The following is a 24,941-nucleotide window of genomic DNA, read 5'->3' on the forward strand; positions in this document are numbered from 1 at the left end:
GTGCCTGCGATCTGGGGTGGTCGCAGGTTTTAAGGGGGATTTATGCCATTTCCAACAATTGAAAAGCTTAAAGCCCAGTGCCGGATTGATGATGATAATTCAGCAGAAGATCACTTATTGATGACGTATGCATTAGCCGCTAAAAAACGGGCTGAGAATTACATTAATAGAACGCTTTATGATGAAAATATTCCCGAAACTGATCCCGATGGTTTGTTGATATCTGATGATATTGAATTGGCCATTATGCTTGCGGTGGGTCACTTTTATGAAAGTAGGGAAACGACAGCAATGTCGGCTGGCTTCAAAGCATTACTTGAGCCTTATCGCTTCATTAATCTTTAGGTGACCGAATGAAAGCCGGCGAACTTAATAAACGCATTGCGTTATCACGCCCTGAAGAAATCAGAGACGAATTTGGTGAATCTAAAACAGAGCTAATAAAAGTCACTGATGTATGGGCTAAAGCGGAGGCGATGTCTAATCGTAAAATTCGCACAGCAGATCAGCAACAAGTTATCGAAACCTATCATTTCACTATTCGGCCTCGTAGCGATATTGATGAGGGATGGATAATTGCTTATCAAAAGCGCAATTTCACGGTACGTGCATTAGATAGAAACCAGCCAGACCGTTTAATTATAACTGCGGAGGTCGACAGTCGACATGATAGAAACTGATATCAAGGCAGACTTAGAGCGACTAACGGGATTGAATACTTACCCTGTCGCGCTTCCTTCAAATGTGCTTGAAGGGGTGACTTATCAGAAAATAAGCGACCCCAAAATGATAACCGGTTTAGCTAAAACCTCTCTTGTTCAAGCGCGATTTCAAATCACTTTTCAAATTCCTAATGATTATTCAAAAGCATTAAAGCTTGAAAAAGCAGTGCTCAATGCATGGGAAAACATCACTCATGGTCACATTGGCCGTTATCCCGTTCAAACAGTTCAGCGAGGTAATTTTATGCAGAACCGAGAAGAACAGACGGATAAACGGGTTATTTGGCGTGTGATGCGTGATTTTATTATCACTTATCCAGAGGGGGCTAAATGAAATTTGGGGTGAATGTAACTGGGTTACGTGAACTAGGTGATGCATTAAGTCGAATTGAGGGGGAAATAAAAACAAAAATATTGCGTGACGCTGGGAAAAAAGCGATGGAACCAGTGTTGCAAGATATGAAGCAACATGCAGGTTTCGATGAAACAACACAGTCAGCACATATGCGTGACAGCATCAAAATTCGTTCAACGAAAAGTAAAAAACTTAATGGTTCAGTGTTGATTACTGTTGGCCCTTCTAAAAAACACTTCATGAAAGCACTAGCTCAAGAAATGGGGACGGTAAAGCAAGTTTCGCACCCATTTATACGTCCAGCATTGGATTACAACAAACAAGCCGTTCTCAATATTCTTGCTACAGAGATTAGAGACGCCTTGTATCGAATTAGATAATTAACATATTTAAATTAGGAGATATTATGGCAGATCAAAAATCTTCGCCAGAGTACGCCATGCTTCCTGCTGGCACGGTTGTTAAATGGGGGGAGGTGGGTGACCTTCCTGCAGCTTTAAAACCACTTGTGAATTGTAAAGCAATAGGCGCGACGGGTTTAACCGGTAATTTCGTTGATTGCACAACGCTAATTGATAAAAACAAACAATTCATTTCAGATATGCCAGAAGGTCCTGAAAAAACGCTAGGATTTATTGACGATCCGCAAAACGCAGACTTCACTGCGTTTCTAAATGCAGCTCAAGGAATGAAAACAGTTCAGTTTTATATTGAATTACCCAACAAGCGTACAGCAACAATGATTTTGGCATTATCTGGTTGGGAAATGGCTGATATCAGCGCTCCAGCGAGCGAAGTTATTCAAGTTACAGTAAAAGGTAAACAAAATAACTTGGTTTGGGGAACAGCAACAACTGGGGGCACTAAGTAATGAAAAACTTAAAGGCAGCTTTCTTGACTCCACGTGTTCATGTTCAAAAAGTTCAACTCCTTGGTGTTGATGTAAATATCCGTCGAATGACAGCTTCAGAATTGCTTACTTTGGAAGAAGAAGCGGCAGAGTTAAACATGGAGGGGAAAGTCACAGAAGCATCATTAAAAAATGTCGAAATGATTTTGTCTTGCATAGTTGATGATGATGGCAAGGAGCTTGGTAAAAATGAATTACCAACGGCAAAAGAATTACTCGACATTCATGACAACGCCTCGCTGATTGAAGCTATTTCATTAGTTAAACGTCATTCTGTTGGCACGCTGGAAGAAGCAAAAAAAAACTAACGGATACACCGTTATTAAGTTTCGCTTATGAGCTTTCTGAGCAACTAGGCGAAATAGATCCTTATCGCGTTTTAGCCTTGCCTGCTGCCACATTATTGGGGTGGCAGGCTCACTTCGAACTTAAATCAACCATTCAAACCAACAATAAATCATTAGAAACTCAAACGCCTGCATCATCATCAATAGATGAACAGTGCTCGGCCGTCATGAAAATGCTGAGGTAATACATGTCAAATTTAGCTGATCTGAAAGTCGGGTTACTGCTCAATGATGTTAGCTTTAGAACACAAATAGCAGATGCTTACCGACATGCAGGCAGTGAATCAGAGCGATTTTCACGTAAAGTTAGTGCTGATAATAAAAAATCAGAAGAATCATTTGCATCGCTATCAAAATCAATAAATAGCGTAGCTGGGAAATTGGCACTTATTTCTGGAACAGGCTTATCGTTAGGCGCAATCATCAACACAACCCGCCAATATAGCCAGTCTTTATCTGATTTAGCATCAATAACTGGTGCCACAAAAGAACAAATGGTGCTATTTGATGAAGCTGCACAGGAGATGGGCCGCACTACACAATTTTCAGCGATGCAGGGTGCTGAGGCTATTAAATTAATGGCTTCAGCTAAGCCAGATTTAATGAAAACAAGCACAGGGTTAATTGATGTCACCAAAAGTGCGTTAATTTTAGCACAGGCATCAGGGACAACCTTGCCAGATGCAACAAGGACCTTAGCATTGTCTTTAAACCAGTTTGGTGCGTCTGTTGCAGATACAGATCGCTATATTAATGTGTTAGCAGCCGGTGCAAAGTATGGTTCTTCAGAAGTTAATGAAACATCTGAAGCAATTAAGAAAAGTGGTGTAGCAGCTGCGAATGCCAAAATGAGCTTTGAGGAATTAAATGCGGCAATCCAAACACTTGCGGAGCGTGAGGTCAAAGGGGCAGATGCTGGTACCGCACTTAGAAACATGATCTTGAAGCTAGAAGCGAGTACGGATAAAACCCTTAAACCCTCGGTTGTTGGTCTTGGCGGTGCATTAGAAAATCTAGGTAAAAAGAATTATTCAACAACGGCACTAACAAAATTATTTGGTCTTGAAAATGTAAACACTGCCATGATCCTTTCACAGAATGCCAAGAAAGTTAAAGAGTTAACTCAGGCATTAACTGGAACAGATACGGCTTATGAGCAGGCTAAAGAAAGAACCAATAATCTTAATGGTGACTTACTTGGCTTATCATCAGCGTTTGAAGGTATGGCAATAAAAGTCGGGCAAATGTCATCTGGACCACTGCGAGCAGGGATTAATACAACTACAGATGCAGTAAATGCACTGGCTGGAAATTTAAATACGGTAGTGGATGTAGCGGCTTATGGGCTTATTCCATTGCTTGGGGGGCGACTTTCTAAGGGGCTGCAAGACCAAACCACCGCGTGGTATGACATACAAAAAGCATCAAGGGCGGCATCCGTACAGATGAGAGATACGGCCTTAAAAGGGATAGCCGATGCTAATGAGCAGTTAAAGTACCTTGCCCTTCAAGGGGAAAAGTTGACAGACCATGATAGGAAAATGAAAGAGTTTGATATGCAAACTCTTAACCGTGGACGAGAGCGAGATAAGTTAACTCGCCTTGAAATTGAAGCTACCAACCAAAAAATAAAATACACAAGAGAATTAGAATCGGCGACAAATCGGCTATCTTATAGCCAGCGAGCCTTGGCAGGGACATCAACTGCACTCAGGGGGGCATATGCAGCCATGGGTGGACCTGTTGGTGCAATCATGTTGGCTGGTTCTGCATTATATTATTTCCATAATAAATCAATTGAAGCTCGGCAAAGCGCCCTGAGTCTAAAAGATGCAGTTGTTGAAACCACTGCAGAATTGATGAAATTATCAAAAGTAAAAATTTCCGTTCAAATTGATGATATTCAAGATGATATAAAAAATCTCACTGAACAAAGAGCAATTGCTCAACGTCAACTGGAAGGGTACTCCGATACAAAAATTGCATCACTAAGAAATAGAAGTAAAGGGATGTTAGGGTTTATGTATGAAGACCCTGATGAGGCTCAGAAGCAAAAAAATTCATTGTTAAGCCAAATAGAAGATTTTAACAAGGGATTAGAAATAGCCAATGAGCGGCTTAAAACGCGTCAAGCTATTATTTCAGGGAAAATAACAGGAGAGAATAAGCCGCCCGAACCTGATGGAGAAGGAACCACAGGGACAAAGGAGTTACCACCAAAAGGGACTTCAGGGGCAAAGCAGTTAAATCAATATCAGCAATTACGCCGACAAATCGAAGCGGAGCATGCTGTAAGCCTAGAGAAAATTTCATTAAGTGAAACGGAAACTCTCAGAAAGCTTCAAGAAAGCTATAAAGCTGGTGGAATGAAACAAGGGGAATTTGAGCGATTAAAAACCCTTAACGCAGAAAACCATATGAAGCAACGAGCCGAATTGGCTGAGAAATATTCACCAACCCGAGCACTTATTAGAAATGAGCAAGATACCAATAAGGAATTAAAGTCTTTATTGGATGCTCGATTATTAACGGATAAAGAATATCATCACGCCAAAATGCGTTTGGAACAAGATTCAACGAAGAATCGACTTTCAGAGCAAGCGAGGGGTATTGCTTTACCGAATATTAGCATTCTTGGCGAAATCGATCCTGTTGTTCAGTTAAAAAATCAACTGGAAGAACAAAGAGCTCTGTACGAAGCTTTTTATCAAAATGGGATTGTTAGCAAAGAGCGTTATGAGCAATTAATGACTGCGGCCAGCACCCGCTCTAAAGAAGCTCAACTTCAAGCTAGTAAAGAGCTTTATGCTGCTCAAGGCAATTGGCAACGGATGCAAATAAATTTATTTGAATCTATTGAGCAGCGAATGGGAAATTCTCTCACAGGGATGATAACAGGCTCAAAATCATTTTCGGAATCCCTTCAAGATATATCTGCATCCTTAGCACAGTCTATTATTCAAGACCTTGTCAGAATTGCAATGCAAGCAATGATAACGAATGCTTTAACAGGTTTGATGGGGGGACTAGCTGGTGGAGCTGTGTCAGGTGCATCAGTTGGTGCTAGTGGTTCCGCTTCAGGAACAGGCGCGATGGGAATGCCGACAAGCTGGAAAGGATATAGTCGTGGTGGGTATACCGGTGATAAGGGAGTCAATGAAATATCTGGGGTTGTTCATGGCAAAGAATATGTATTCGATGCATGGGCAACCAAAAGTATTGGCGTGGAAAACCTTGAGTCTATAAGGCGAAACGGAATAGAGAGAACAGTGAATAATGCTAGTTTTGGTGCTAGTGAATTTAAAGCCGCAGGGAAAAGAGCAGGGAGTAATTCCATAGATAATAGCCAAATGAATAAGGTTGAAATATATCAAAATATACAGGTTTCAGGTAATGGGGATCAGGCTTTGCTAGAGGCTATGCAGCAAGCGGCCAGGTCAGGTGCTAAGCAAGGTTCTGATGATGCTATTGCAAGAATTCAGCGTGACTTTCAATCTAATGGAAATATCAGAAAAACGCTTGGGAGATAAGTATGGTGCTAACATGGCCAGAAAACGTCGCACCTTCAACGATGAGTTGGCAACTATTCAGTAATAGTCAAACTTTTACTTCTGTATTTACGGGAAGTGAACAAACGGTGCGTTTCCCCGGAAGCCACTGGCGGTGCACTTTAACTTTTAATAACTTAACGGAAAATACCTCTAGAGAATTGGAGGTGCTAATGGCTCAACTTGATGGAGAAAGTGGTCGAGTAAAAATAAGTAATTGGGTTAGACCTGGTTTATTAAACAAAGGGGAGCCCACTGTGAGCGTAGCTAATCAAACCGGAGCTATATTGCAAACAAAGGGGTGGCTTGCAAATTCTATCGTATTACGAAAAGGCGATTACATTACAGTAAGCAATGAATTGAAAATGATCACTGACAATGTGATTAGTGATAAAAGTGGTGGTGCTGTTATTCCAATTTCACCTATTCTTCGGAGATCACCAGCTGTTAATGAAAAAATAGAAACCGTCAGGCCTTACGGCATTTTTAAATTGACGAGTAATGATCAAGGGAGTTTTCAATATCGCCCCGGAGTTTTCTCAAGTGTAACGATAAATCTGAAGGAGGCTTTGTATTAATGTTATACCACCCTTTTTCGAACGATATGGTTAATGCGATAAATAATGGGGCCGAGTTAGTTATTGCAGCAATGCTAGAATTAAAATCAGGCACGACAAGGGCGCATACAGGAATCGGTAATTTAATTATAGCGGGTGAGGTGTACCAAGGTGTGGGCTCTTTAGGTAAGATTGAGCCGGTAACAGAAAATAACTCAACCAGCCCGCAACAATTAATCCTTTCTCTTTCTGGCTTTGATTCTTTATTAGTCGCGGATGTCATGAATGAGCGTAGCCGCGGCAGGAATGTCAGTATCATGCTGATAGCACTGGATAAAGATGGCAAACCAAGTTTAGCTGAAATTATTTTTGCAGGGCAAATTTCTAATATTGGCGTGTCTACTGGAAAATTAAATGAGGTTTCTGTTACTGTATCGAATCGTTTTGAGCGGTGGTCAAATGGTTTACCTGATAGATTTACCGATGAATCTTGGGTTAAAAGGCACAAGGGTGATAGGATATTTCGTTATGTTGCCCAAATGGCAGAACGCGCGATTTACTGGGGGAGTAAGAAGGATGCGCCAACTTTTATCTACAAGTAACGGATGGACTCAATGCTAACATATGAAGAATCTTATAATCGAACACTTAGATTATTATCCAGACAGAGCAGTATTACAGCAAGAGATCTGATTGAAAAACTTGGTGTGGGATATAACTGTGCTTGCATGATTTTAGAGGAGATGGAAGATAATAATATACTCATTTATAGCCGTGAAAAAACAGATGCTGACCCAATTTATCATGTGAATCTGAATAATTTATCGAATGCAACAAGGAAAAAAGTTGAGGAAGGTTCAGTTGATAACACAGTAATGGAGAATAAAAAAGAGGAAAGCAACATATTGATGCATATCACTATAATTGCTGCTGGCGCACTTCTTTTTTTCTTTGTATTGAAAATGTTTTTTGGTTCAGAGAGCAGTAGTGATATTGATTATTGTAATAATGAAGAAATGGCGTATTTGGCATCACAGCAAATGATAAAGTCTAAATTAAAATCCCCATCTACCGCCAAATTCCCCCATTATTCGGAAGTTTCAATTACAAGTGCTGGATTATGTTCTTTCCAGATAAATGGCTATTTTGATGCTCAAAATAGTTTTGGCGCTTTGGTTCGGGATAATTATATAACAGTGGTAACTTATGATGAAAAGAATCAGACGCATATACAAAAATCATTGAGTTTTAATTAAATATAAATTGCTAACACTCAAACCCGCTTCGGCGGGTTTTTTTATGCCCGGAGATCAGCAAATGCGACACCCAAATTGGACAACTCAACTTCCTGAAACCTTGCGCCAAGCTATGCAAAAACCGTTTGTTTGGGGTGAGCATGATTGCTGCTTGTTTGCTGCTGATTGCGCTATTGCAGTGTGTGGTGTCGATATCGCAGAAAAGGCTCGAGGCAGATACAAAACCAAATCAGGGGCTATGCGAGTTTTAAAATCTGAGTTCGGAGATCTGGAAACTGGCCTCTCGGGTTTCTTTCAAGAAATAGAACCCGATAAAGCGATACGTGGTGACCTTGTTATGTTTGATGGTGACGACGGCAAAACCCTTGGTGTGCTGTGGGCTAATAAAATATGGGCTGTCACTGAGAATGGCGCGCGACCAGTTAATCAAAAACCTATTAAAGCGTGGAGAGTTGAGTAATGGGTAAAGTTGTCTCTAATATCGTCTCCGCTGGTTTAATGATTGCGGGTGTTATGGCAACAGGCGGGTTAGGTACCGCTTTAATTGTGGCTGGTATTGCGGTTCAGGCGGCTAGCACGTTTATTTTCCAAGAAAAAATGCCATCAATGCGCTATCGGGACCAATCTGAACGCAAGCAAATGCTACGTTCAGCGGTTGCGCCAGAAACGATTATTGTGGGAAAAACCGTGTGTTCGGGCCTATTATTTTTTGCAGAAGAAGAAAAAGGCGACCAAACAGATGGCGAACGTTTATTTATGGCCATTGCACTAGCCGCCCATCCAATTCATAAAATTGGTCGCATTTGGTTAAATGATGATTTGATAGAAACCTTTGGCGACAAGGTCAGTTACGAGTTTCATAATGGGCGCACCACAAGTGACCCATATTTATTGAAGCATGCGCCATCATGGAAAGATGACATGATCGGCGAAAATTTAGCGTGGTTGCGGTTAACACTGAAATACGATGCGGAAAAATTCCCTTATGGTGTGCCTAATGTCAAAGTTGAAATGTGGGGCAAAGAGGTTTTCGATCCGCGCATTGGTAAAGATGCTTGGACTGACAACGGAGTATTGATTGCGCTTGATTACTATCGCAGTTATCTCAATGTGCCTGATTTAGAACTAAATTTTGATGAATTTAAAACGGCAGCAGATTTAAGCTATGAACCAGTTGTAACCCCAGAAGGGAATACGGAACCCCGCTATACTATCAATGGCGCTTATGAGCTTTCTGAATCACCATCATCACTACTTGATCATATGCACCGCTGCATTGCCGCAGAGCCCACTTATGTTGCAGGTAAGCACGGCATTCTGATGCAAGCATACAATGGCCCCGCAGTATTACGCATTGAACCTAATCAAATCATCGACACCGTTAACATCACACCTGAACTTGCGCTACGTGATGCAACTAATGCGATTTACGGTACCTTTGTCGATGCAGAGCAGCAATATGTTAAAACTGACTTTGAGCCCATTATTATTGATGAGTGGGTTGAGGAGGACGGGTTAGAGATTAAAGAAAATATAGACTATCGCTTTGTCACTAGCCCATACCAAGCAGCACGACTAGCCAATCTCTATCTACGCAAAAAACGCGCAGGTCGTCGCATTCAATTAAAAATGGACATGGATGGTTATGCGTATCGACCAGGGGATGTTTGCTTGCTGAACTTACCACATATTGGCATACAGAACTTTGAGTGTCGTGTGGCTGAGTGGAAATTTCACCCGCAAGAGGGCGTTGATGTTCTCCTCGAGGAGGATGGCGCTTATATTTATGAAGACATTATAGGTAAGCCTTTTGTTCGGCCTCCATTCACTGTTTTACCCACTGGCGGCGTGGCTCCTCCGCTTAACCTTGCTTTTGTGGCCACCAATATCGGTGAAGCTGTTCAGGGTTATTTGAGTTGGCAATCAGCGGCTGCAGATGTTCGCTATAACACAGTAAACATTATTGAAAGTGGCAAAGTTATTCAGTCAATCCAAGTGCCTCAAGATAGAGTTGATTTATCGGGCCTTGTGCGCGGCTCATATCGTGCGGAGGTTCGCTCAATTAATGCTGCTGGCGCGATGTCCGCCCCTGCGATTGTTGATTTTGATATTCAGGCTCCACCTAAACCCGTTAGCGTTGAAATGGTTGGCGGCATGTTCTCTCTGACTTGTATTCCGCACGGTGGCGAAACTGCGCAACACGGCTATACGTTCGAATTCTGGTTCAGCGACAAAAAACTGGCAAGCACGAATGACACCGAAGTGACAACTAAAGCCAACCGACAAGGTCAGGGTCAATTCTGGACTAAGGAGAATTTAAAAGCCGGCACTGATTATTGGTTTTATGTTCGAACAGTTAACAGCTATGGAAAATCTCAATTTGTTGAAGCGGCAGGACAAGCCAGCGGAACACCGCAAGATATGCTTGATGAGATAGGGAACAACTTCCTCAGCACTGAAGCCGGGCAAGAGCTACAAAAGCAAATTGACTTCAACAAAGACAATCTATCCGACTTACAAATCGACAATGACGACTTCAAGCAAAAAGTTATCAGCATTGATCGCGAGATAGAAGCTGTTAACGAAGCTGTAATGATGAACACAAAGTTTACGACTGAAGTTCACTTTAGCTTAAAAGAAGAAGTTGCAGATCGCAGAGCTGAGATATTCCGCATTGAGCAAGTACAGGTCACTGACAGAGAAGCCGCGGCACGCTGGCAAGAGCAAATCACAGCAAAAGTCGACTTTAATGCATCTGAAATTCTGAATATTAAAGATGCTCAGGCGACTTATGAGAAAGCGACAGCACAGCAAATCAGTCAAGTCAAAGCAGATCTAGGTGAAACAAACAAAGAAGTCGGCAACATCAAAGGCCGTGTCACTACTGTCGAAACGGCAACGGCTGATTTAAAACAAGCGCAAGCGAAGTTTGAGCAGTCAACAACCGCGCAGTTCGGTGAAATGACGGGTTATATCACTAATATCAATCAAACTATCACTAATCTTGAGTTTTCTTTCTCTGAAGCACTGATGCAAACCAATGCACAAGTGAATGAAACTAATTCAGAGTTATTGAAAACAAAATCCGAAGTCACCCGACTTGCAACGGCAACAGCAACAAATGAGCAAGCGACAGCCGAATTAGCTGAGAACGTAAAAGTGCAGCGTGAGCAGTCAGAAGCTGAATTTGTTGATGTGCGTAAATCGATTGCTGAGAAAGACAAGGCTCAATCTGAGCGCACAGAACAAGTTCGAGCAGAGCTTGGCAAAGATATTAATGCTAACAAAGATGAAATTGATAAAAACAAGGGGGAACTATCAAACATCAGTGCAGCGGTTACGAAAAATACAACGGCTATTGCTGAAACTGATAAAACACTCACAGAAGTAAAACAACAATCAGAGTCACGCTTTGAAGATAATGAGGCATCAATCAATCATATCGAACAGACGATGAGCAATGAAGAATTAGCACAAGTAGAAGCTATCGGGCAGTTAACGGCACAGCAAAACGTGCAAGGCACAGAGCTTTTACGCGCTAAAGCATCAATCACTCGCATTGATAAAGTTGTTGCTGATAACAATCATGCATTTGCGCAGTCGATAGAGCGTCTTGATGCTCAATTTGATGAAACTCATGCAGCGATTGAAAAAATGTCAAAAGTAGAAGTCGATCACCAAGGAAATGCATCTTCTATCATTTCATTTAAAGCTGCGGTGATGTACAACGGCCAATCCTATGATGCTGCTATGTTAGTTGGGGCTAGTGTTAAAAATGGCAAAGTCGTTACGCAAATAGGTTTCAGTGCAGACACCTTCGGTATTTTCAATCCGTCGAGTGGAAAGCTAGAACCTGTTTTCTTTGTTGAAAATGGTCAAGTATTTATGAATGAAGCTTTTATCAATAAAGCCTACATTGAAAAATTACTGATCGGTATGGAAATTCGCTCTAAGAAATATGAAAAAGGTAAATCAGGCTATAGGCTTGACGCGGAAACAGGTAGCGCAGAGTTTAATAAATTGGAAGTTTACGGCGATTTTAAAGTGAGCGGCGATGCTGGGCGTGTCATTTTAGATGCAACTGGGCTGATGATTTATGACCAGTCAGGGCGATGGGCGGTTAAAGTTGGGAGGAGACCATGAGTGATATGGGGTTATTTATTAATCCTAAAGATGGTGGAAAGTATGTGGAGATTACAAAAGACAGATACCCATTAACTTTTTTAGCGCATATAAAAGTGTGGCCGTGGAAGGGGGCGAATAAGAACGAATGGTATGATCATAGGAAGTATGAAAAAGTCCCCGGAATGGAGAAGTATAATGTTGTAATAGTACCTACTGCGCTAACACATTTCTGGGCTTATGGATCTGTACAAATGCTGAAAATAGGCAGATATTGGATTGATGGCGATACATTTCGATGTGAATACAGTCATTATTCTCGAGACCAAGGATATTTGCCCGGAAGTGATGGTTATTCTCATTTCTTTTTATATGGAACGCTTAAAGATAACCCACCCGACTCTTATGGGCTTTTCTTGAATGCTGGTGTTTCGTCTGCAATAGATAACTTTAGAAGTATTACTCAAGAAAATGAAGTTGCGTATTGCGTATATCGTAAAAAAATCCATATCGATGTCAGTAGTAACCGAGGGTACTGGAGTTTACCGGCGGATATCCCCAATCGTAGTTCTGCATTAGTTTTCCTGCGACCGGAAAGCACAAATCAAGTACTTCGCTATGACCGGCCCAACAACAGGATTATGACTTGGGGGGCAGGCTGGGTATATGTTGTTGTTTTTTCATACGGTTTAAATCTACAGCCAACTGATGGGTTAACGATTTGGAATAAACAGGGCAAAGTAGTTTTCAACTCAGATTATATTCCATTTTTTAATAATGGGAACACAATAAGCACAAGCAACAATACGGCGGTAAGTTCTTTTGAAAGGCCTATGTTTTCAATGGATATGCCTAATACATGGCTAGAGAATGAAGGTGCAACTATAAATTGCTACTTATCAGGCTTTAGGGTTGAAGGAAACAAACTTATTGCATCAAGAATGTATACATCTGATTTTTATAAAGGGTATGCAAATAGAGAGTACAATAAAATAGTGTACTCCAGTTCATACTGCATTGATTTTAATGATTACTTTTAGTTTCTAAAAAACATCAAGCACAAATTAAGCCGCTTAATTGCGGTTTTTTTTGTATCTAAATTTCGGAGAATCAATCATATGTACAGTACAGGCACAGTCACAACAACAGCAAACAGTACTAAATTAGTCGGTACTGGAACCAAATGGCTCAACAATATTAATCGTGTTTCAGCAGAGCAAGCAATTCAAATTCAAATTGGCACCACGGTTCACAACAACAGTATTCAGTCGATTCAATCAGATACTGAACTCACGTTAAATTTCCCAATACCAGCCGCAGCAACAGGAGCAAAGTACGTCATTCTCACGACGATGGTTCATTCTGTTTCAGATGCCATGAATAAGATTGTGTCGATGAATGGTGCGAATGTACAGTTCAGCGACATATTAACGCGTTGGATGACCGAACAAGGCATTATCACTGTTACATTGCCAGACCAAACAACCCAACAGCTACGCACAACAAAAGAAATGGATAAGCAGTTGGATAAGAAGTTTGATAAATCGGGTGGGTCAATTTCAGGTAAAGGTGAGGTGCTAGTATTAAGAAAGACAGATAGCAATTCTGGCATATATTTACGATTTAAAGATGTAAATGAAAGCGACAATATGGGATATGTAGGCTTTGGTGGAAAAGACAAAACTATGTCTATGGCAAACCAAGCAGCCAGTTCAATTTTAATGCTTACAGATAATAAAGATCTTATATTTAATGGTGTTAGAGTAATTAGAGCTGGTGATTTTGGTTTGGGGGGAAGCTCAGTTAATGACGGTATGAGCGAAAATGATTTTACCGTTGCAAAAAAACGCCAATTTGGTTTTTTCTATCATAATTCAGGCTCAATAGGAGCCCCAAGCCAATACGGTGGTGGTATATTCTTTGGTCGTGATCCGCAGGTGTCAACGAAAATTCTACACTCCCCAGACTGGAATACAAGGCTGTTCTTGAAGTCACCAACTTCGAATACAGTGATGTCTGATTGGGTTGAGTTTTACTCAACAGGAAATACAACTAAAGATTCAAACGGCAACTTAAAAGCCGCATCACCGATAGTTAAGCTCTTTGCTGATGACATTGAGTTAAATGACGAATCTGAAGGTGTTGAAATGGAGCACCTTGGTGTTGGCCATTACCTCATTAAAGGCGTTGTAGGCTTTAATGCAGATGGTGCATGGGGTATCAATAACGGCTTTGTCATTCCTCAAGACCATAACGGTAAAAACATGGTTCTCATTGATTACGAGGTGAGACCAGATGGTGACATTGAAGTTTTTGTTTTCCACCAACAGAACGCAGATATGCCAGAACGTTTCCAGAACAAGCGCATTAAGCACTTTGATGAAGAAGGCGTGCCTGTTTACTTCGAAAACTACGAACCTTGTGACGTACCTGAATCGCGCTGGATAGACATGCGTGTCGAAATGCCATCTAACTCACCCTACAATCAAAAGCAAGCTGAAGCTGAGAGACTCGCTAAGCTAGAAGCAGAGCGATTAGCGGAAGAAGAAGCGGAAATGGATTTAGAGATTTAGGTTGATTTTTTGAGTGATATTTTGATTATGATGGGATATAGCATGCTTTATTTTAGATAGAGCATGCTTTCGTCTAAAATAATGAGATAAATCCTAATGCTATTTATCTGAATAAAGGTGTAATTTTAAAGTCCATATTAAAAACTTGAGTTATTATCACATGAGTTACAATAAAATAATATTATGTATTTTGGCTGCTTTCGTTTTTTCATCACAAGCTAATTCATTATGGACATACGAAGGTAGCGGCGCACCGGAAAATTGGGGGAAATTGAGTGACGAATTTAAAGTTTGTGAAAGTGGATTTAATCAATCACCAATTAATATTGATAACGTTATTGATGGAAATTTAAAGCCATTAGCTATAAATATACATACGCACGCACAAAAAATTATCAACAATGGGCATTCAATACAAATCAATGTTAATGATGATGACGATTTTTCCATTGATGGGGCAACTTACCAATTAAAACAATTTCACTTTCATAGCCCAAGCGAAAATGAAATAAAAGGTAAACAATATCCACTGGAGCTGCATTTTGTTCATTCTAAAAATGATGGGGGAGTTTCAGTACTAGCAATCATGTTAGAGGAAGGTGATGCTAACCCAGCGATAGAGCAAGTATTGAGTAATATACCAAAAGAAAAAAATCAGGAAAAAGAGTTAGGTAAAAGTATCGACTTAACAGCTCTTTATCCGGAAGATAAAAGCTATTACCGTTTTAGTGGTTCATTAACCACTCCACCGTGCACTGAAGGTGTAGTATGGTTAGTCATGAAGCAGCCTATAAGTGCATCAAAAGAACAAATAAAGCAATTTCAACAAGCTCTAGAGCATTCAAATAATCGACCAGTTCAGCCATTACATGGTAGGCTAATTGTGAACTGATATAAATTTCGGTATAAAGCGCCAGCTCGGGTAGTTGGCGCACATAGATCACTTATCAAAATATTCCACTTCGGCTTCTTGGGTTTCAGGAAGCCAATCACCATCGATAAATATCTCTTCCAGTGTTTCTTCAATATACGTTTTCTTCTCATTCTTCCCAAGACCGTCAATAGACACATTATCTTGAGTGCTCCAGTTTATATCGATATTGAGATCGGGGTATTTGGTGCTTAATCTTTTGGTAATCTCATTTCTTAATGCTTCAAAAGTACCTGTCGGTAATTTACCTTTTTTATTGCTATTAAAGCGGATCTTGATGGTCACCATAAAACACTCCCTCTTAGATTAAACGAACTGGTTTTATATACAGCAAAATGCAACTGTAATTATATACAGTAATTGTGGAGTGTAAATCAAGAAATTTTATTAATCAGACTCAACAGGAGGTTAAAAGTAGTTCCCCAAAACTATTTAAATAATCTTGATCTATCATATAGTTAAACGAATCACTTGAAAGCGTTAATTTGGACGCATTTTGATTATTTATTTCTTTAATATTAATCGGTTGCATTACTTTTCATGCTGTGAACATTAGTCATATTAAAAACCACAAATAAATGTTGATAGAATTCCCATAGAAAATGGGATGACGCAACACAAGCAGGAAGCTCAAGAAAACGTTGCTCAGATTTTATTATCTAATGTTATGTTAGTTGATGGCAATGATTTTCAGTATAAAAGCCCGTGTTTTATTATTAAATGCAGGGTTAATGTGATTAATCATAAATTTACAGCAATAAAAAACCTGCTTATAAGCAGGTTTTTGTATCGATGAATGTTTAAAAACTAGACATGTTTTAATTCGCCATCATCGTCTTGGTTAAATACGGTTTTATCCGTTTCTCCCATAAGTTGGCTCGTCACCGTACCGGCGGTCATTGAACCACTGACGTTTAATGCGGTACGACCCATATCAATTAATGGTTCAACAGAGATTAATAGTGCGACTAAAGTGACGGGTAGCCCCATTGCTGGCAACACAATTAATGCTGCGAATGTTGCGCCACCACCGACACCAGCAACCCCCGCTGAACTGATTGTGACAATACCAACTAACGTTGCGATCCAGAGGGGATCAAATGGGTTAATCCCCATTGTTGGTGCCACCATGACGGCTAACATAGCAGGGTAAATACCGGCACAACCATTTTGACCAATGGTTGCCCCAAAAGAGGCAGAGAAACTGGCAATAGATTCAGGAATACCGAAACGACGAGTTTGTGTTTCAATATTTAATGGAATACTTGCTGCGCTCGAACGGCTCGTAAATGCAAATGTTAATACAGGGCCTGCCTTCTTAAAGAATTTAATTGGGTTTAAGCCGGTAGAGGTAACCAATATACCGTGTACAACAAACATGATGGCAAGTGCCACATAGGATGCGACAACGAAAGTACCCAAGTTAATAATGTCGTGAAGATTCGAACTCGCAACCACTTTAATCATTAGCGCCATAACACCATAAGGGGTTAAACGCATCACTAAGCGAACTAACTTCATCGCCCATGCTTGTAATACATCAATTGCTGCTAATGCTTTTTCACCGCGCTCTTTGTCATCTTTAAACAGTTGTAAAGCGGCTACCCCTAAAAAGGCAGCAAAGATAACGACACTGATTATCGATGTTGGATTAGCACCGGTTAAATCTGCGAATGGGTTTTTAGGGATAAAGGATAAGATTAACTGAGGTACAGTTAAGTCAGAGACTTTACCAATGTAGTTACTTTCAATAGCGGATAGACGAGCTGTTTCTGACTGACCTTGGACTAGGCCTTCAGCAGTCAAACCAAATACGTTAGCAATTAAAATACCAACTAATGCGGCAATAGCCGTGGTAAACAACAATGTACCAATGGTTAAAAAACTAATTTTACCCAGTGATGACGCTTTATGTAGCCTTGCTACTGCGCTTAAAATTGAAGCAAACACTAATGGCATAATTACCATTTGTAATAGCTGAACATAACCATTACCAACAATATTAAACCATAGAATGGAGTCTTTTACCGTTTGATGACCACTGCCATAAACTAGGTGCAGTATAACGCCATAGGCGACACCAAAAACCAGACCTACTAACACTTTTTTAGATAGGCTCCAGCCTTTAGCTCCCAGTTTTGCCAACAGTATTAGCAGTGCTACAAAGCCGAGCACATTAATAATTAGAGGAATATTCATTCCGAACTCCAAATCATATTTTTATAAGGTATGTTACTTGCCCTTTAATCCTTAATGGTTATAAGGATTTAGTTGCTTCAAACAACTGGTTATATGTTATCAATAGAAAAAGCACTTTTCTTATATCAAATGGTAATAAGATAGTATTATTCATACTTACAGTATATGACAAAACTTTAATTTAGATAGCAAAGTGAGTATCTAACTGATAATGAATGTATTTTATCACATTCTCAATTTGGCTATAAAAATCCAGTTGGTATCCAATAGGCAAAAAACAGGCACAAACCGTCAAAATAACAGCAATAAAACGCTCTGTTCGTTTGCTATTTTTCCCTCGAATAATGGGAAAACAAAAACGTTGAGGTAATGGCCATAAAAACGGTACACCAGAAGGTGTAAGCATATCGGCGATTAGGTGGCTGAGGTAACCTAATAAAAAGGCTTGAATAAGGTCATTTGGCACTTGCCATTCTATTGGCATCCATTGATAACAAGCTGCCATTACTAGTAACCATGCAACTAAGCTATGAGTAAAACCCCGGTGACCGCAGAGTTTAGAAATTGGTAATGAAAAAATGCGTAGCAACCTGCCGGGAAGAGATGAAGGGTGGTCAATATCGGGTAATAACGCGCCTAATAATGCACCCGGAACCATGTGTAGCCAATCACCTTGAGCAAGCTCAGGGGTGAGTTGAAGTTTATGGGCCATTATTAAAGAGGCGACGGAAAAAAGCAGATGCCCTTCAGCAGTCATGGTGGATAAAATACCATCTGTTTATCTATACAGTTAATTGGCAGTATAAAGTGTTTGAAAAGAATATGATAGAGGCAGAAAGGTAAAAAAACTCTTATTTATTAGCAAATAAGGAAAGGATTTTATATTTTTAAGCAAATCCCCTACCTAAGTAGGCAGGGGTGAGTGATAATTAATCAACATACTGATTCTTAACGTAAATGCTCAGCCTTTAACTCATTCAAAGAGGTGAGCTTGATATCGGCTAAGCCAAAGCGAGGGTCATTAAAATGCTGGCTATCAGGCACAACAATAGAGCGCATTCTTGCAGCCTTCGCAGAAATCATACCGTTAAAAGAGTCTTCCAATGAAACACAATTAATTGGTTTAGTTGATAATTCAGAGGCTGCTTTAAGGTAAACTTCTGGGTGTGGTTTACTCATCGGTAAATCCGCTGCGGAAACGACGGCAGAAAAGTAGTCACGAATATCCAGTAAGTTTAACACTTTTTCTAACATGTACAGGGGGGAAGCCGAAGCGAGGGCTATTTTTAGATCCATCGAGCGGCAAAGTTCCATCGCATGTTGTACGCCTGGCAAAATGGGGCGAGTTTCTTCAACTAAGCCAACAACTCGGTCAATAATTCGTTGTTTGGCTTCTTCTTGGCTACATCCTTGCCAAGGGGAAGCGTGGTACCAAAGTTCAACCACATGGTCAATACGTAAACCCAGTGTATCAGGCAGGGTATCTGCAATTGAAACGTCGACACCAAGTTGTGAAAAAACTTCAAGTTCAGCCTGTGCCCAGAAAGGTTCCGAGTCGATCAATAAACCATCCATATCAAAAATAACCGATTGGATGGGAAGGTTATGGTACATATCAAAACTCCATTCAGGTCGTATTAATTAACGAGCCAACTATAGTACCAGCAAAGGGCTAATATTCGTATTAATTGACATCAGTATTATCAGCTTTATGGCAAGATAATTAGGCATTCTGCGCGATAAATCGCCTTGAACCCAGGATGTTAGTATGTTGAACATTCTGAAAGTCGAATTATTACTATCAATAATGAATTGAAATTTGGAGGCATTTCATTATTTCAGCTATTATTAGCCATGAAAGTTTATCAAGAATAATAACTCTGAGGAAAAGCAGTAATGAATTACCACAATGCCAATTATGTCGCGATCGGCAAACGTATTTTTGGGTGGGTTGTTTTTCTGGTAGCATTAATTTCGACGTTAGCGTCTTTAATTAAACTTGCTGGCATGAAAGGGCTTGCAGGTGAAGGTATTAATGCGGTTGCCAATGACTTTATTAAATTAATGGCTGAAATGGTACGTCAAACGACACCGTTTTTAAATTTCTTTTGGAATAACTCACCAGTGCCTCAAGTCGCGAATGGCTTTTCAGGTAGCAATATTGGTTTTATCATTATTTTTATCTTTATTTTTGTTGGGCTAGCGCTTAGTGCTTCAGGTTTACGTATGTACCGGCAAATTAAATTTATTCGCGAAAGCTTAGAAGACCACGTGATTATAGAAAAAGCGAAAGGGTTAGAAATTTCCAAAGAAGAACTCGAAGCAAAAGTGACTATTCCACGGCACACTATTTTTACACAATTTTTTATTCTTTATTTTTGGCCTATTGTTTTAGGAATTGCCTTGTATTTTCTATTACGTTTCTTGAACTGGTGATTTTCAAATTTTACGTTATGAGAGTGTTGGCTGTGTTTAGCGACTCGGGGCACATACTTAGGTATGCTCCCCGAGATATCAGTATTTACCGCTAATTCATAACGCAACTTATTTGGCTGGTTGATACTTTGTGATTAGAGTTGCTAAAAAGTTATTTTTCGTTGAGTAGGTTATCTACAATAGTACGTGCTAATTGATAACTTTGTTCATTACCAAAAATATGGGCTTGATTGATTAAATAATACAACTGGTAAATGGGTTGCCTATCTAAAAAACCATTTGGAAGTGGCCAAACGCTTTGGTAGCCATCAATAATTTGTATTGGTAATTCTTTATATAGTGGGAGCATAGCAATATCACATTCTCTATCTCCCCAATAACATGCTGGGTCATAAAGTACGCCATCAATTTGATGGGTGATAGAGCAGTTAGCAGGCCATAAATCGCCGTGTAAAAGAGAGGGTTGGGGTTGGTGACCTGCTAGCTTGTGTTTAACAATATCGACAATTTGCTGAATATCGGCAAAAACCATCCCTTTTTCTGAGGCAAGTTGTAATTGTAAGCCAATCCGCTTTTCTGCAAAGAATGAATTCCAGCGCTTTTCCCAACCATTGGGCTGAACCACAGTGCTTAGCATGGTATCAAAATCAAACCCATAGCTGGGTTGCTCTTCCCATTGATGTAACCTTGCTAATTGTTGACCAAAGTGCCAAGCGTTGGTGCTATCAAAGGGTTTAAGAGGAAAATATTCGAGAAGAAGAAAGCTGTGGTGTTTGTTACTACCTACACCATAAACCTTTGGTACAGTTATGGTTTGGCTTTTAGCGAGCATTTCAAGTTGTTCGGCTTCTTGCTTGAACAAAGGTAAAAATTCACGCCGATTTTGCTTAATAAACACGGTATGGTCGCCGTAGTCAATTCGTAGCGTATGGTGAATATCACCACCAGAGAGAATGACTTTGTTACGTAGCTCTGCCTCACCTAAGTGTTCACTTAATAAACGACACATTGCTTGCCACATGACTCACCTCGCCTCTGCTTTGGTATTCATTAATACAATACTATAGTGATAATTTAGGAATTAACAGTGATAATTGTTTAAAAATAAGAGGGTATCACGAAAAAACTGAATAATTATCAGGTATAAAACCTAAATCTAGGTTATTGCAGAGGCGGTTCGGTTTACTTGTTTTTTATTAATTAACCCCGAGGTCTGCTGGAGAAAATAATTAACCATTTTAATAGTGTTGTTAGTTAATAATTTTATCAATAAAAGAGGAGGGATATCAGTATGCCAAAGTGTTTGTATGTTATCTTTATTCAGAAAGGAAAAAGCTGAACTTATCATACAGCGGTTCAGCTTTTATTTTTTCTCTCAATGCATTATGCGGTATGCATACTTTGAGGGTTAGTTTGGTTTCTTTTTCGAGCTAACACTAATTTGCTATATAACAGAGCAATTACAAAATAAACTGCTTGAGTCACTACAATTGTTGGCCCAGTGGTAGCGTTGATATGGAAGCTTAGAATAGTTCCTATCACACTTGATGTTACCGAAGCGATAATCGCGACAACGAGCATTTTCCCGAAGCTCCGACACAGAACAAACGCAATAATTCCCGGTGAGATCAGCATGGCAATAACCAGTATGATCCCAACAGCTTGCAGTGAAGCGACAATGGTTAATGCAAGTAAAGACAGTAAACCATAATGAATCAGCTTGACGGGTAGGCCAATCACACGGGCTTGGTTTGGATCAAAGCAATAAAGCATAAAGTCTTTACGCTTCAGTAAAATAATTGCGATGGTGATTCCGGCAAACAGTAAAATCTGTTTAAACTCACTATTGGTTATCCCTAAAATATCACCAAAAAGAATATGTGTGAGGTGCTGCTCAGTATCGATTTTGGCAAACATAACCAAACCAATGGCAAACATACCTGAGAAAACGATCCCCATAACCGTATCTTCTTTTATTCGGCTATTTTCTTTTAAATAACCTGTTGCAACAGCACAGAATAAACCCGAAGCAAATGCCCCAATAGCGAGAGGGATACCTAATACTGAAGCGATAATAATACCCGGCAAAACAGCATGGGAAATAGCATCCCCCATTAGTGACCAGCCCTTTAACACCAAAAAACACGAGAGAATAGCACAGACGGTCCCAGTGACTATTGCGGTAACGAGTGCTTTTTGCATAAATGGAAATGCAAACGGAGCCATCAATACGTCAATAAAATCACTCATGAGATGCTCCTTGTTGGTGTGATTGGTGGAGCTGGGCGACTTCTTTCCTTGCCTTACGGCGTGAAGCAAAAATACCGTGTTTAGGTGCAAAGAAGAATGCCAGCAGGAAAATAATGGTTTGTAATGTGACGATAAGACCACCAGTAGCACCATTAAGGAAATAGCTGATATAAGCACCAACTGCGCTCGTGACTGTGCCAATGGTAACTGAAATTATAAGTAAGCGCTTAAACTGATCAGTTAATAAATATGCGGTTGCTCCTGGGGTAACTACCATGGCAATAACTAATATAGCGCCAACAGTTTGTAATGCTGCGACCGTACAAGCACTTAATAACGTGAAGAAAATAATTTTCAGACGTAACGGGTTTAACCCAATAGAACGAGCATGGCTTTCATCGAAGAAGACGGCTAATAAATCTTTCCATAGACATAGTAAAACGATGAATGAAACACCGATAATAATTTCTACTTGTAAGACATCAGCATCAGCAATGCCTAAAATATTACCGAAAATAATACTTTGCACATTTACTGAAGTCGGATTTAAAGAAACAATCAATAAACCTGCAGCGAAAAATGTGGAAAAAATAAAGCCTATGACAGCATCTTCACGTAACCGCGTTAAATGTTTTATTAATGTCATGGCAAGTGCCGCAAGGATACCAGTAAAGAAAGCCCCCGCAGCATAAGGTAAACCTAACGCATAAGCACCAGCCACGCCTGGAACAACGGAGTGGGAAAGTGCGTCTCCCATTAATGACCAGCCCTTTAACATCAAATATGCAGATAAAAAAGCACAGACTGCACCGACAATGGCGCTTACCCAAATGGCTTTTACCATAAAGTCATATTGAAAGGGCTGTAATAACATTTCAATCATTCGGAACCCTTAGTTTGATTTTTTCGAACTGGCGCATCATGGTCATGACCATAGAAGACAGCAGCTCTTTCATCATCGGTAATAACAGTAACAGAACGCGGGTCATCGTCGTCATGAAGTTCTTGACCTGACAAGTTGATATGGCGCAAGACCCCACCAAAGGCTTGTTGTAAATTTCGTTGTGTAAATGTGGTTTCGGTCGGACCACTCGCCAATACAGTGCGATTAATTAAAATCACATGATCACAAAATTCAGGAACACTCCCTAAATTATGGGTTGAAACTAAAATCAGGTGCCCTTCATCCCGCAAACTGCGTAATAGGTCGATAATGGCATTTTCTGTTTTAACATCAACACCGGTAAACGGTTCATCAAGTAATAGAACTTTACCTTCTTGTGCGAGAGCCCGAGCGAGAAAAACCCGTTTCTTTTGACCACCGGAGAGTTCGCCTATCTGACGATGCTCAAGCCCTGTAAGGTCAACTCTATCTAGCGCCATTTTTACGGCATCTTTATCTGCTTGTTTGGGAATACGGAAAAAACCCATTTTTCCGTAACGCCCCATCATCACAACATCTGAAACTAAAACGGGAAAATTCCAGTCAACTTCTTCTGTTTGTGGAACATAAGCAATGACGTTTTCTTTTAAGGCAGCTTTGATGGGTTGTTCGTTTAACATTACACTGCCAGAAGATGGGGTGACTAGCCCCATAATCGTTTTAAACAGCGTCGATTTACCACTCCCATTTACGCCAACGAGAGCACAAATAGAGCCACCTGAGATATTGAAGCTTGCGTCATAGATAGCTGTATGGCCATTGTTATAGGTTACAGTTGCATCATCGACGATAAGATTCGGGTGTTCGAATTGATTAGAGTGATTCATATTACTGTGAAAATCCTTTCGCTATCGTGTCTACAGTCGTATTTAACAGGTCAATATAAGTGGGTACAGGACCATCAGCAGTGGATAATGAGTCTACATATAATACACCGCCATATTTTGCCCCTGTTTCTTTACTGACCTGACGAGCTGGCTTATCAGAAATCGTACTTTCGCTAAATACGACAGGGATCTTATATTTGCGTACAGTATCAATGACTTTTTTAACTTGCTGTGGAGAACCTTGCTCTTCAGCATTAATCGGCCACAAATAAACCTCTTTAAAGCCATAATCTTTAGTTAAATAGCTAAATGCCCCTTCACTTGACACCAACCAACGTTCGTTTTCTGGGATACGGTTTAAACGTTCGCGAAGCGGAGCGTCAAGTGCTGCAATTTGCGCCGCATATTTTTTGGCATTTGCATTATATACTTCAGCATTTTCAGGATCATATTTCACTAAGGCTTCACGGATATTTTCTATATATATTTTAGCGTTAGCGGGTGACATCCATGCATGAGGGTTCGGGTTATCTTTATATTCACCCTCACGGATTGGCATGGGTTCAATCCCTTCGGTTACCACGACAGCAGGGACATTTTTGAAGTTTTCAAAGAAACGTTGGAACCAAACTTCTAAATTCATACCATTCCATAGGATTAAATCCGCATCGTAGGCTTTCATTATGTCTTTAGGGGTTGGCTGATATCCGTGAATTTCAGCACCCGGTTTGGTTATTGACTCGACAATTGCGGCATCACCAGCTACATTTTGTGCTATGTCTTGAATAATTGTAAAAGTAGTAACAACTTTAAACTTTTTCGCAAAGGCGGGTTGGCTAGCAAATATAATTGCTGTTAGCACAAATAAGGTTGTTATTAGAGGTGCAGATAAACGAGATAAATTCTTCTTCATAAAAATTGACCCTGACATTATTGGTTTAGCGTTTTCTAGCATATAGTTGTTA

At 40.1% G+C, this 24,941-nt stretch carries 25 protein-coding genes; 16 read left to right on the forward strand and 9 right to left on the reverse strand.

The window, feature by feature from the left end; all coding sequences use genetic code 11:
- Positions 1-42: 42 nt before the first annotated feature.
- The 15 genes from ACPEH5_RS01790 to ACPEH5_RS01860 all read left to right on the forward strand — a co-directional run bounded on the left by ACPEH5_RS01790 (position 43) and on the right by ACPEH5_RS01860 (position 15,282).
- Positions 43-345, forward strand: coding sequence for a head-tail connector protein (locus ACPEH5_RS01790; RefSeq protein WP_423727013.1), 303 nt, complete (start codon positions 43-45; stop codon positions 343-345).
- An 8-nt stretch (positions 346-353) separates the two neighbouring features.
- On the forward strand, positions 354-680 hold the full coding sequence (locus ACPEH5_RS01795) for a phage head closure protein (RefSeq protein WP_281110940.1): 327 nt from the start codon (positions 354-356) through the stop codon (positions 678-680).
- A complete protein-coding gene (locus ACPEH5_RS01800) occupies positions 667-1,056 on the forward strand; it encodes a hypothetical protein (protein ID WP_281110939.1) in 390 nt (129 codons plus the stop codon). Before ACPEH5_RS01795 ends, ACPEH5_RS01800 begins: the two co-directional genes overlap by 14 nt.
- Entirely contained in the window at positions 1,053-1,457 is a 405-nt protein-coding gene (locus ACPEH5_RS01805) for an HK97-gp10 family putative phage morphogenesis protein (RefSeq protein ID WP_281110938.1), read from the forward strand. Before ACPEH5_RS01800 ends, ACPEH5_RS01805 begins: the two co-directional genes overlap by 4 nt.
- Positions 1,458-1,483: 26 nt before the next feature.
- Positions 1,484-1,948, forward strand: coding sequence for a phage tail protein (locus ACPEH5_RS01810; RefSeq protein WP_210831426.1), 465 nt, complete (start codon positions 1,484-1,486; stop codon positions 1,946-1,948).
- Entirely contained in the window at positions 1,948-2,295 is a 348-nt protein-coding gene (locus tag ACPEH5_RS01815; RefSeq protein ID WP_210831427.1) for a phage tail protein, read from the forward strand. The genes ACPEH5_RS01810 and ACPEH5_RS01815 overlap by 1 nt, the downstream gene beginning before the upstream one ends.
- A 227-nt stretch (positions 2,296-2,522) precedes the next feature.
- The gene (locus ACPEH5_RS01820; protein ID WP_210831428.1) at positions 2,523-5,864 is read left to right on the forward strand and encodes a phage tail tape measure protein; all 3,342 of its coding nucleotides are present in this window, start codon (positions 2,523-2,525) and stop codon (positions 5,862-5,864) included.
- A gap of 2 nt (positions 5,865-5,866) precedes the next feature.
- Complete coding sequence (locus tag ACPEH5_RS01825) at positions 5,867-6,460, forward strand: hypothetical protein (protein WP_281110936.1); 594 nt, start codon at positions 5,867-5,869, stop codon at positions 6,458-6,460.
- Positions 6,460-7,041 carry a hypothetical protein gene (locus ACPEH5_RS01830; RefSeq protein WP_210831430.1) on the forward strand — a complete coding sequence of 194 codons (582 nt, stop codon included), beginning with the start codon at positions 6,460-6,462 and terminating at the stop codon, positions 7,039-7,041. The genes ACPEH5_RS01825 and ACPEH5_RS01830 overlap by 1 nt, the downstream gene beginning before the upstream one ends.
- A gap of 12 nt (positions 7,042-7,053) precedes the next feature.
- The gene (locus ACPEH5_RS01835; RefSeq protein ID WP_281110935.1) at positions 7,054-7,695 is read left to right on the forward strand and encodes a hypothetical protein; all 642 of its coding nucleotides are present in this window, start codon (positions 7,054-7,056) and stop codon (positions 7,693-7,695) included.
- 61 nt (positions 7,696-7,756) lie between these two features.
- Positions 7,757-8,155: a DUF6950 family protein gene (locus ACPEH5_RS01840; protein WP_281110933.1), complete on the forward strand. Its 399-nt coding sequence runs from the start codon at positions 7,757-7,759 to the stop codon at positions 8,153-8,155.
- On the forward strand, positions 8,155-11,838 hold the full coding sequence (locus ACPEH5_RS01845; RefSeq protein WP_281110932.1) for a phage tail tip protein J-related protein: 3,684 nt from the start codon (positions 8,155-8,157) through the stop codon (positions 11,836-11,838). The genes ACPEH5_RS01840 and ACPEH5_RS01845 overlap by 1 nt, the downstream gene beginning before the upstream one ends.
- Positions 11,835-12,857: a DUF6453 family protein gene (locus ACPEH5_RS01850; RefSeq protein ID WP_281110931.1), complete on the forward strand. Its 1,023-nt coding sequence runs from the start codon at positions 11,835-11,837 to the stop codon at positions 12,855-12,857. The genes ACPEH5_RS01845 and ACPEH5_RS01850 overlap by 4 nt, the downstream gene beginning before the upstream one ends.
- A gap of 78 nt (positions 12,858-12,935) precedes the next feature.
- The gene (locus tag ACPEH5_RS01855) at positions 12,936-14,390 is read left to right on the forward strand and encodes a hypothetical protein (protein ID WP_281110930.1); all 1,455 of its coding nucleotides are present in this window, start codon (positions 12,936-12,938) and stop codon (positions 14,388-14,390) included.
- 160 nt (positions 14,391-14,550) lie between these two features.
- Complete coding sequence (locus ACPEH5_RS01860) at positions 14,551-15,282, forward strand: carbonic anhydrase (RefSeq protein ID WP_281110929.1); 732 nt, start codon at positions 14,551-14,553, stop codon at positions 15,280-15,282.
- A gap of 48 nt (positions 15,283-15,330) precedes the next feature.
- Here ACPEH5_RS01860 and ACPEH5_RS01865 read toward each other — a convergent pair whose 3' ends face one another.
- The 4 genes from ACPEH5_RS01865 to hxpB all read right to left on the reverse strand — a co-directional run bounded on the left by ACPEH5_RS01865 (position 15,331) and on the right by hxpB (position 19,134).
- Positions 15,331-15,609: a DinI-like family protein gene (locus ACPEH5_RS01865; protein WP_281110928.1), complete on the reverse strand. Its 279-nt coding sequence runs from the start codon at positions 15,607-15,609 to the stop codon at positions 15,331-15,333.
- 519 nt (positions 15,610-16,128) lie between these two features.
- Positions 16,129-17,520 (reverse strand): L-cystine transporter, encoded by a 1,392-nt coding sequence (locus tag ACPEH5_RS01870; RefSeq protein ID WP_042844090.1) that lies wholly within the window; start codon positions 17,518-17,520, stop codon positions 16,129-16,131.
- Between the two features lie 181 nt (positions 17,521-17,701).
- Positions 17,702-18,277 carry a metal-dependent hydrolase gene (locus tag ACPEH5_RS01875; protein ID WP_166687177.1) on the reverse strand — a complete coding sequence of 192 codons (576 nt, stop codon included), beginning with the start codon at positions 18,275-18,277 and terminating at the stop codon, positions 17,702-17,704.
- 191 nt (positions 18,278-18,468) lie between these two features.
- Positions 18,469-19,134 carry a hexitol phosphatase HxpB gene (hxpB, locus tag ACPEH5_RS01880; RefSeq protein ID WP_042844088.1) on the reverse strand — a complete coding sequence of 222 codons (666 nt, stop codon included), beginning with the start codon at positions 19,132-19,134 and terminating at the stop codon, positions 18,469-18,471.
- Positions 19,135-19,416: 282 nt separating this feature from the next.
- Between hxpB and ACPEH5_RS01885 the strand changes: the two genes are divergently transcribed.
- Complete coding sequence (locus ACPEH5_RS01885) at positions 19,417-19,956, forward strand: YniB family protein (RefSeq protein ID WP_042844087.1); 540 nt, start codon at positions 19,417-19,419, stop codon at positions 19,954-19,956.
- A 151-nt stretch (positions 19,957-20,107) separates the two neighbouring features.
- Here the strand turns inward: ACPEH5_RS01885 and ACPEH5_RS01890 are convergent, their stop codons facing one another.
- From ACPEH5_RS01890 to ACPEH5_RS01910, 5 genes are all read right to left on the reverse strand, one after another.
- Complete coding sequence (locus tag ACPEH5_RS01890; RefSeq protein ID WP_042844086.1) at positions 20,108-20,977, reverse strand: fructosamine kinase family protein; 870 nt, start codon at positions 20,975-20,977, stop codon at positions 20,108-20,110.
- Between the two features lie 362 nt (positions 20,978-21,339).
- Positions 21,340-22,206, reverse strand: a complete 867-nt coding sequence (locus tag ACPEH5_RS01895) for a metal ABC transporter permease (protein WP_042844084.1) — start codon at positions 22,204-22,206, stop codon at positions 21,340-21,342.
- Entirely contained in the window at positions 22,199-23,089 is an 891-nt protein-coding gene (locus ACPEH5_RS01900) for a metal ABC transporter permease (RefSeq protein ID WP_042844083.1), read from the reverse strand. The genes ACPEH5_RS01895 and ACPEH5_RS01900 overlap by 8 nt, the downstream gene beginning before the upstream one ends.
- Entirely contained in the window at positions 23,086-23,976 is an 891-nt protein-coding gene (locus ACPEH5_RS01905; RefSeq protein ID WP_042844082.1) for a manganese/iron ABC transporter ATP-binding protein, read from the reverse strand. The genes ACPEH5_RS01900 and ACPEH5_RS01905 overlap by 4 nt, the downstream gene beginning before the upstream one ends.
- Before the next feature lies 1 nt (position 23,977).
- Positions 23,978-24,889, reverse strand: coding sequence for a metal ABC transporter substrate-binding protein (locus tag ACPEH5_RS01910; RefSeq protein WP_071548016.1), 912 nt, complete (start codon positions 24,887-24,889; stop codon positions 23,978-23,980).
- Positions 24,890-24,941: the final 52 nt, after the last annotated feature.

The organism is Providencia sp. NPDC089933, from assembly GCF_049545585.1.
Taxonomy (GTDB): Bacteria; Pseudomonadota; Gammaproteobacteria; order Enterobacterales; family Enterobacteriaceae; genus Providencia; species Providencia huashanensis.

What these genes read in the sequence shown, in the direction of transcription:
- ACPEH5_RS01790 (WP_423727013.1), top strand. Translation starts at nt 43, where the DNA reads ATGCCATTTCCAACAATTGAAAAGCTTAAAGCCCAGTGCCGGATTGAT.
- ACPEH5_RS01795 (WP_281110940.1), top strand. Translation starts at nt 354, where the DNA reads ATGAAAGCCGGCGAACTTAATAAACGCATTGCGTTATCACGCCCTGAA.
- ACPEH5_RS01800 (WP_281110939.1), top strand. Translation starts at nt 667, where the DNA reads ATGATAGAAACTGATATCAAGGCAGACTTAGAGCGACTAACGGGATTG.
- ACPEH5_RS01805 (WP_281110938.1), top strand. Translation starts at nt 1,053, where the DNA reads ATGAAATTTGGGGTGAATGTAACTGGGTTACGTGAACTAGGTGATGCA.
- ACPEH5_RS01810 (WP_210831426.1), top strand. Translation starts at nt 1,484, where the DNA reads ATGGCAGATCAAAAATCTTCGCCAGAGTACGCCATGCTTCCTGCTGGC.
- ACPEH5_RS01815 (WP_210831427.1), top strand. Translation starts at nt 1,948, where the DNA reads ATGAAAAACTTAAAGGCAGCTTTCTTGACTCCACGTGTTCATGTTCAA.
- ACPEH5_RS01820 (WP_210831428.1), top strand. Translation starts at nt 2,523, where the DNA reads ATGTCAAATTTAGCTGATCTGAAAGTCGGGTTACTGCTCAATGATGTT.
- ACPEH5_RS01825 (WP_281110936.1), top strand. Translation starts at nt 5,867, where the DNA reads ATGGTGCTAACATGGCCAGAAAACGTCGCACCTTCAACGATGAGTTGG.
- ACPEH5_RS01830 (WP_210831430.1), top strand. Translation starts at nt 6,460, where the DNA reads ATGTTATACCACCCTTTTTCGAACGATATGGTTAATGCGATAAATAAT.
- ACPEH5_RS01835 (WP_281110935.1), top strand. Translation starts at nt 7,054, where the DNA reads ATGCTAACATATGAAGAATCTTATAATCGAACACTTAGATTATTATCC.
- ACPEH5_RS01840 (WP_281110933.1), top strand. Translation starts at nt 7,757, where the DNA reads ATGCGACACCCAAATTGGACAACTCAACTTCCTGAAACCTTGCGCCAA.
- ACPEH5_RS01845 (WP_281110932.1), top strand. Translation starts at nt 8,155, where the DNA reads ATGGGTAAAGTTGTCTCTAATATCGTCTCCGCTGGTTTAATGATTGCG.
- ACPEH5_RS01850 (WP_281110931.1), top strand. Translation starts at nt 11,835, where the DNA reads ATGAGTGATATGGGGTTATTTATTAATCCTAAAGATGGTGGAAAGTAT.
- ACPEH5_RS01855 (WP_281110930.1), top strand. Translation starts at nt 12,936, where the DNA reads ATGTACAGTACAGGCACAGTCACAACAACAGCAAACAGTACTAAATTA.
- ACPEH5_RS01860 (WP_281110929.1), top strand. Translation starts at nt 14,551, where the DNA reads ATGAGTTACAATAAAATAATATTATGTATTTTGGCTGCTTTCGTTTTT.
- ACPEH5_RS01865 (WP_281110928.1), bottom strand. Translation starts at nt 15,609, where the DNA reads ATGGTGACCATCAAGATCCGCTTTAATAGCAATAAAAAAGGTAAATTA.
- ACPEH5_RS01870 (WP_042844090.1), bottom strand. Translation starts at nt 17,520, where the DNA reads ATGAATATTCCTCTAATTATTAATGTGCTCGGCTTTGTAGCACTGCTA.
- ACPEH5_RS01875 (WP_166687177.1), bottom strand. Translation starts at nt 18,277, where the DNA reads ATGACTGCTGAAGGGCATCTGCTTTTTTCCGTCGCCTCTTTAATAATG.
- hxpB (WP_042844088.1), bottom strand. Translation starts at nt 19,134, where the DNA reads ATGTACCATAACCTTCCCATCCAATCGGTTATTTTTGATATGGATGGT.
- ACPEH5_RS01885 (WP_042844087.1), top strand. Translation starts at nt 19,417, where the DNA reads ATGAATTACCACAATGCCAATTATGTCGCGATCGGCAAACGTATTTTT.
- ACPEH5_RS01890 (WP_042844086.1), bottom strand. Translation starts at nt 20,977, where the DNA reads ATGTGGCAAGCAATGTGTCGTTTATTAAGTGAACACTTAGGTGAGGCA.
- ACPEH5_RS01895 (WP_042844084.1), bottom strand. Translation starts at nt 22,206, where the DNA reads ATGAGTGATTTTATTGACGTATTGATGGCTCCGTTTGCATTTCCATTT.
- ACPEH5_RS01900 (WP_042844083.1), bottom strand. Translation starts at nt 23,089, where the DNA reads ATGATTGAAATGTTATTACAGCCCTTTCAATATGACTTTATGGTAAAA.
- ACPEH5_RS01905 (WP_042844082.1), bottom strand. Translation starts at nt 23,976, where the DNA reads ATGAATCACTCTAATCAATTCGAACACCCGAATCTTATCGTCGATGAT.
- ACPEH5_RS01910 (WP_071548016.1), bottom strand. Translation starts at nt 24,889, where the DNA reads ATGAAGAAGAATTTATCTCGTTTATCTGCACCTCTAATAACAACCTTA.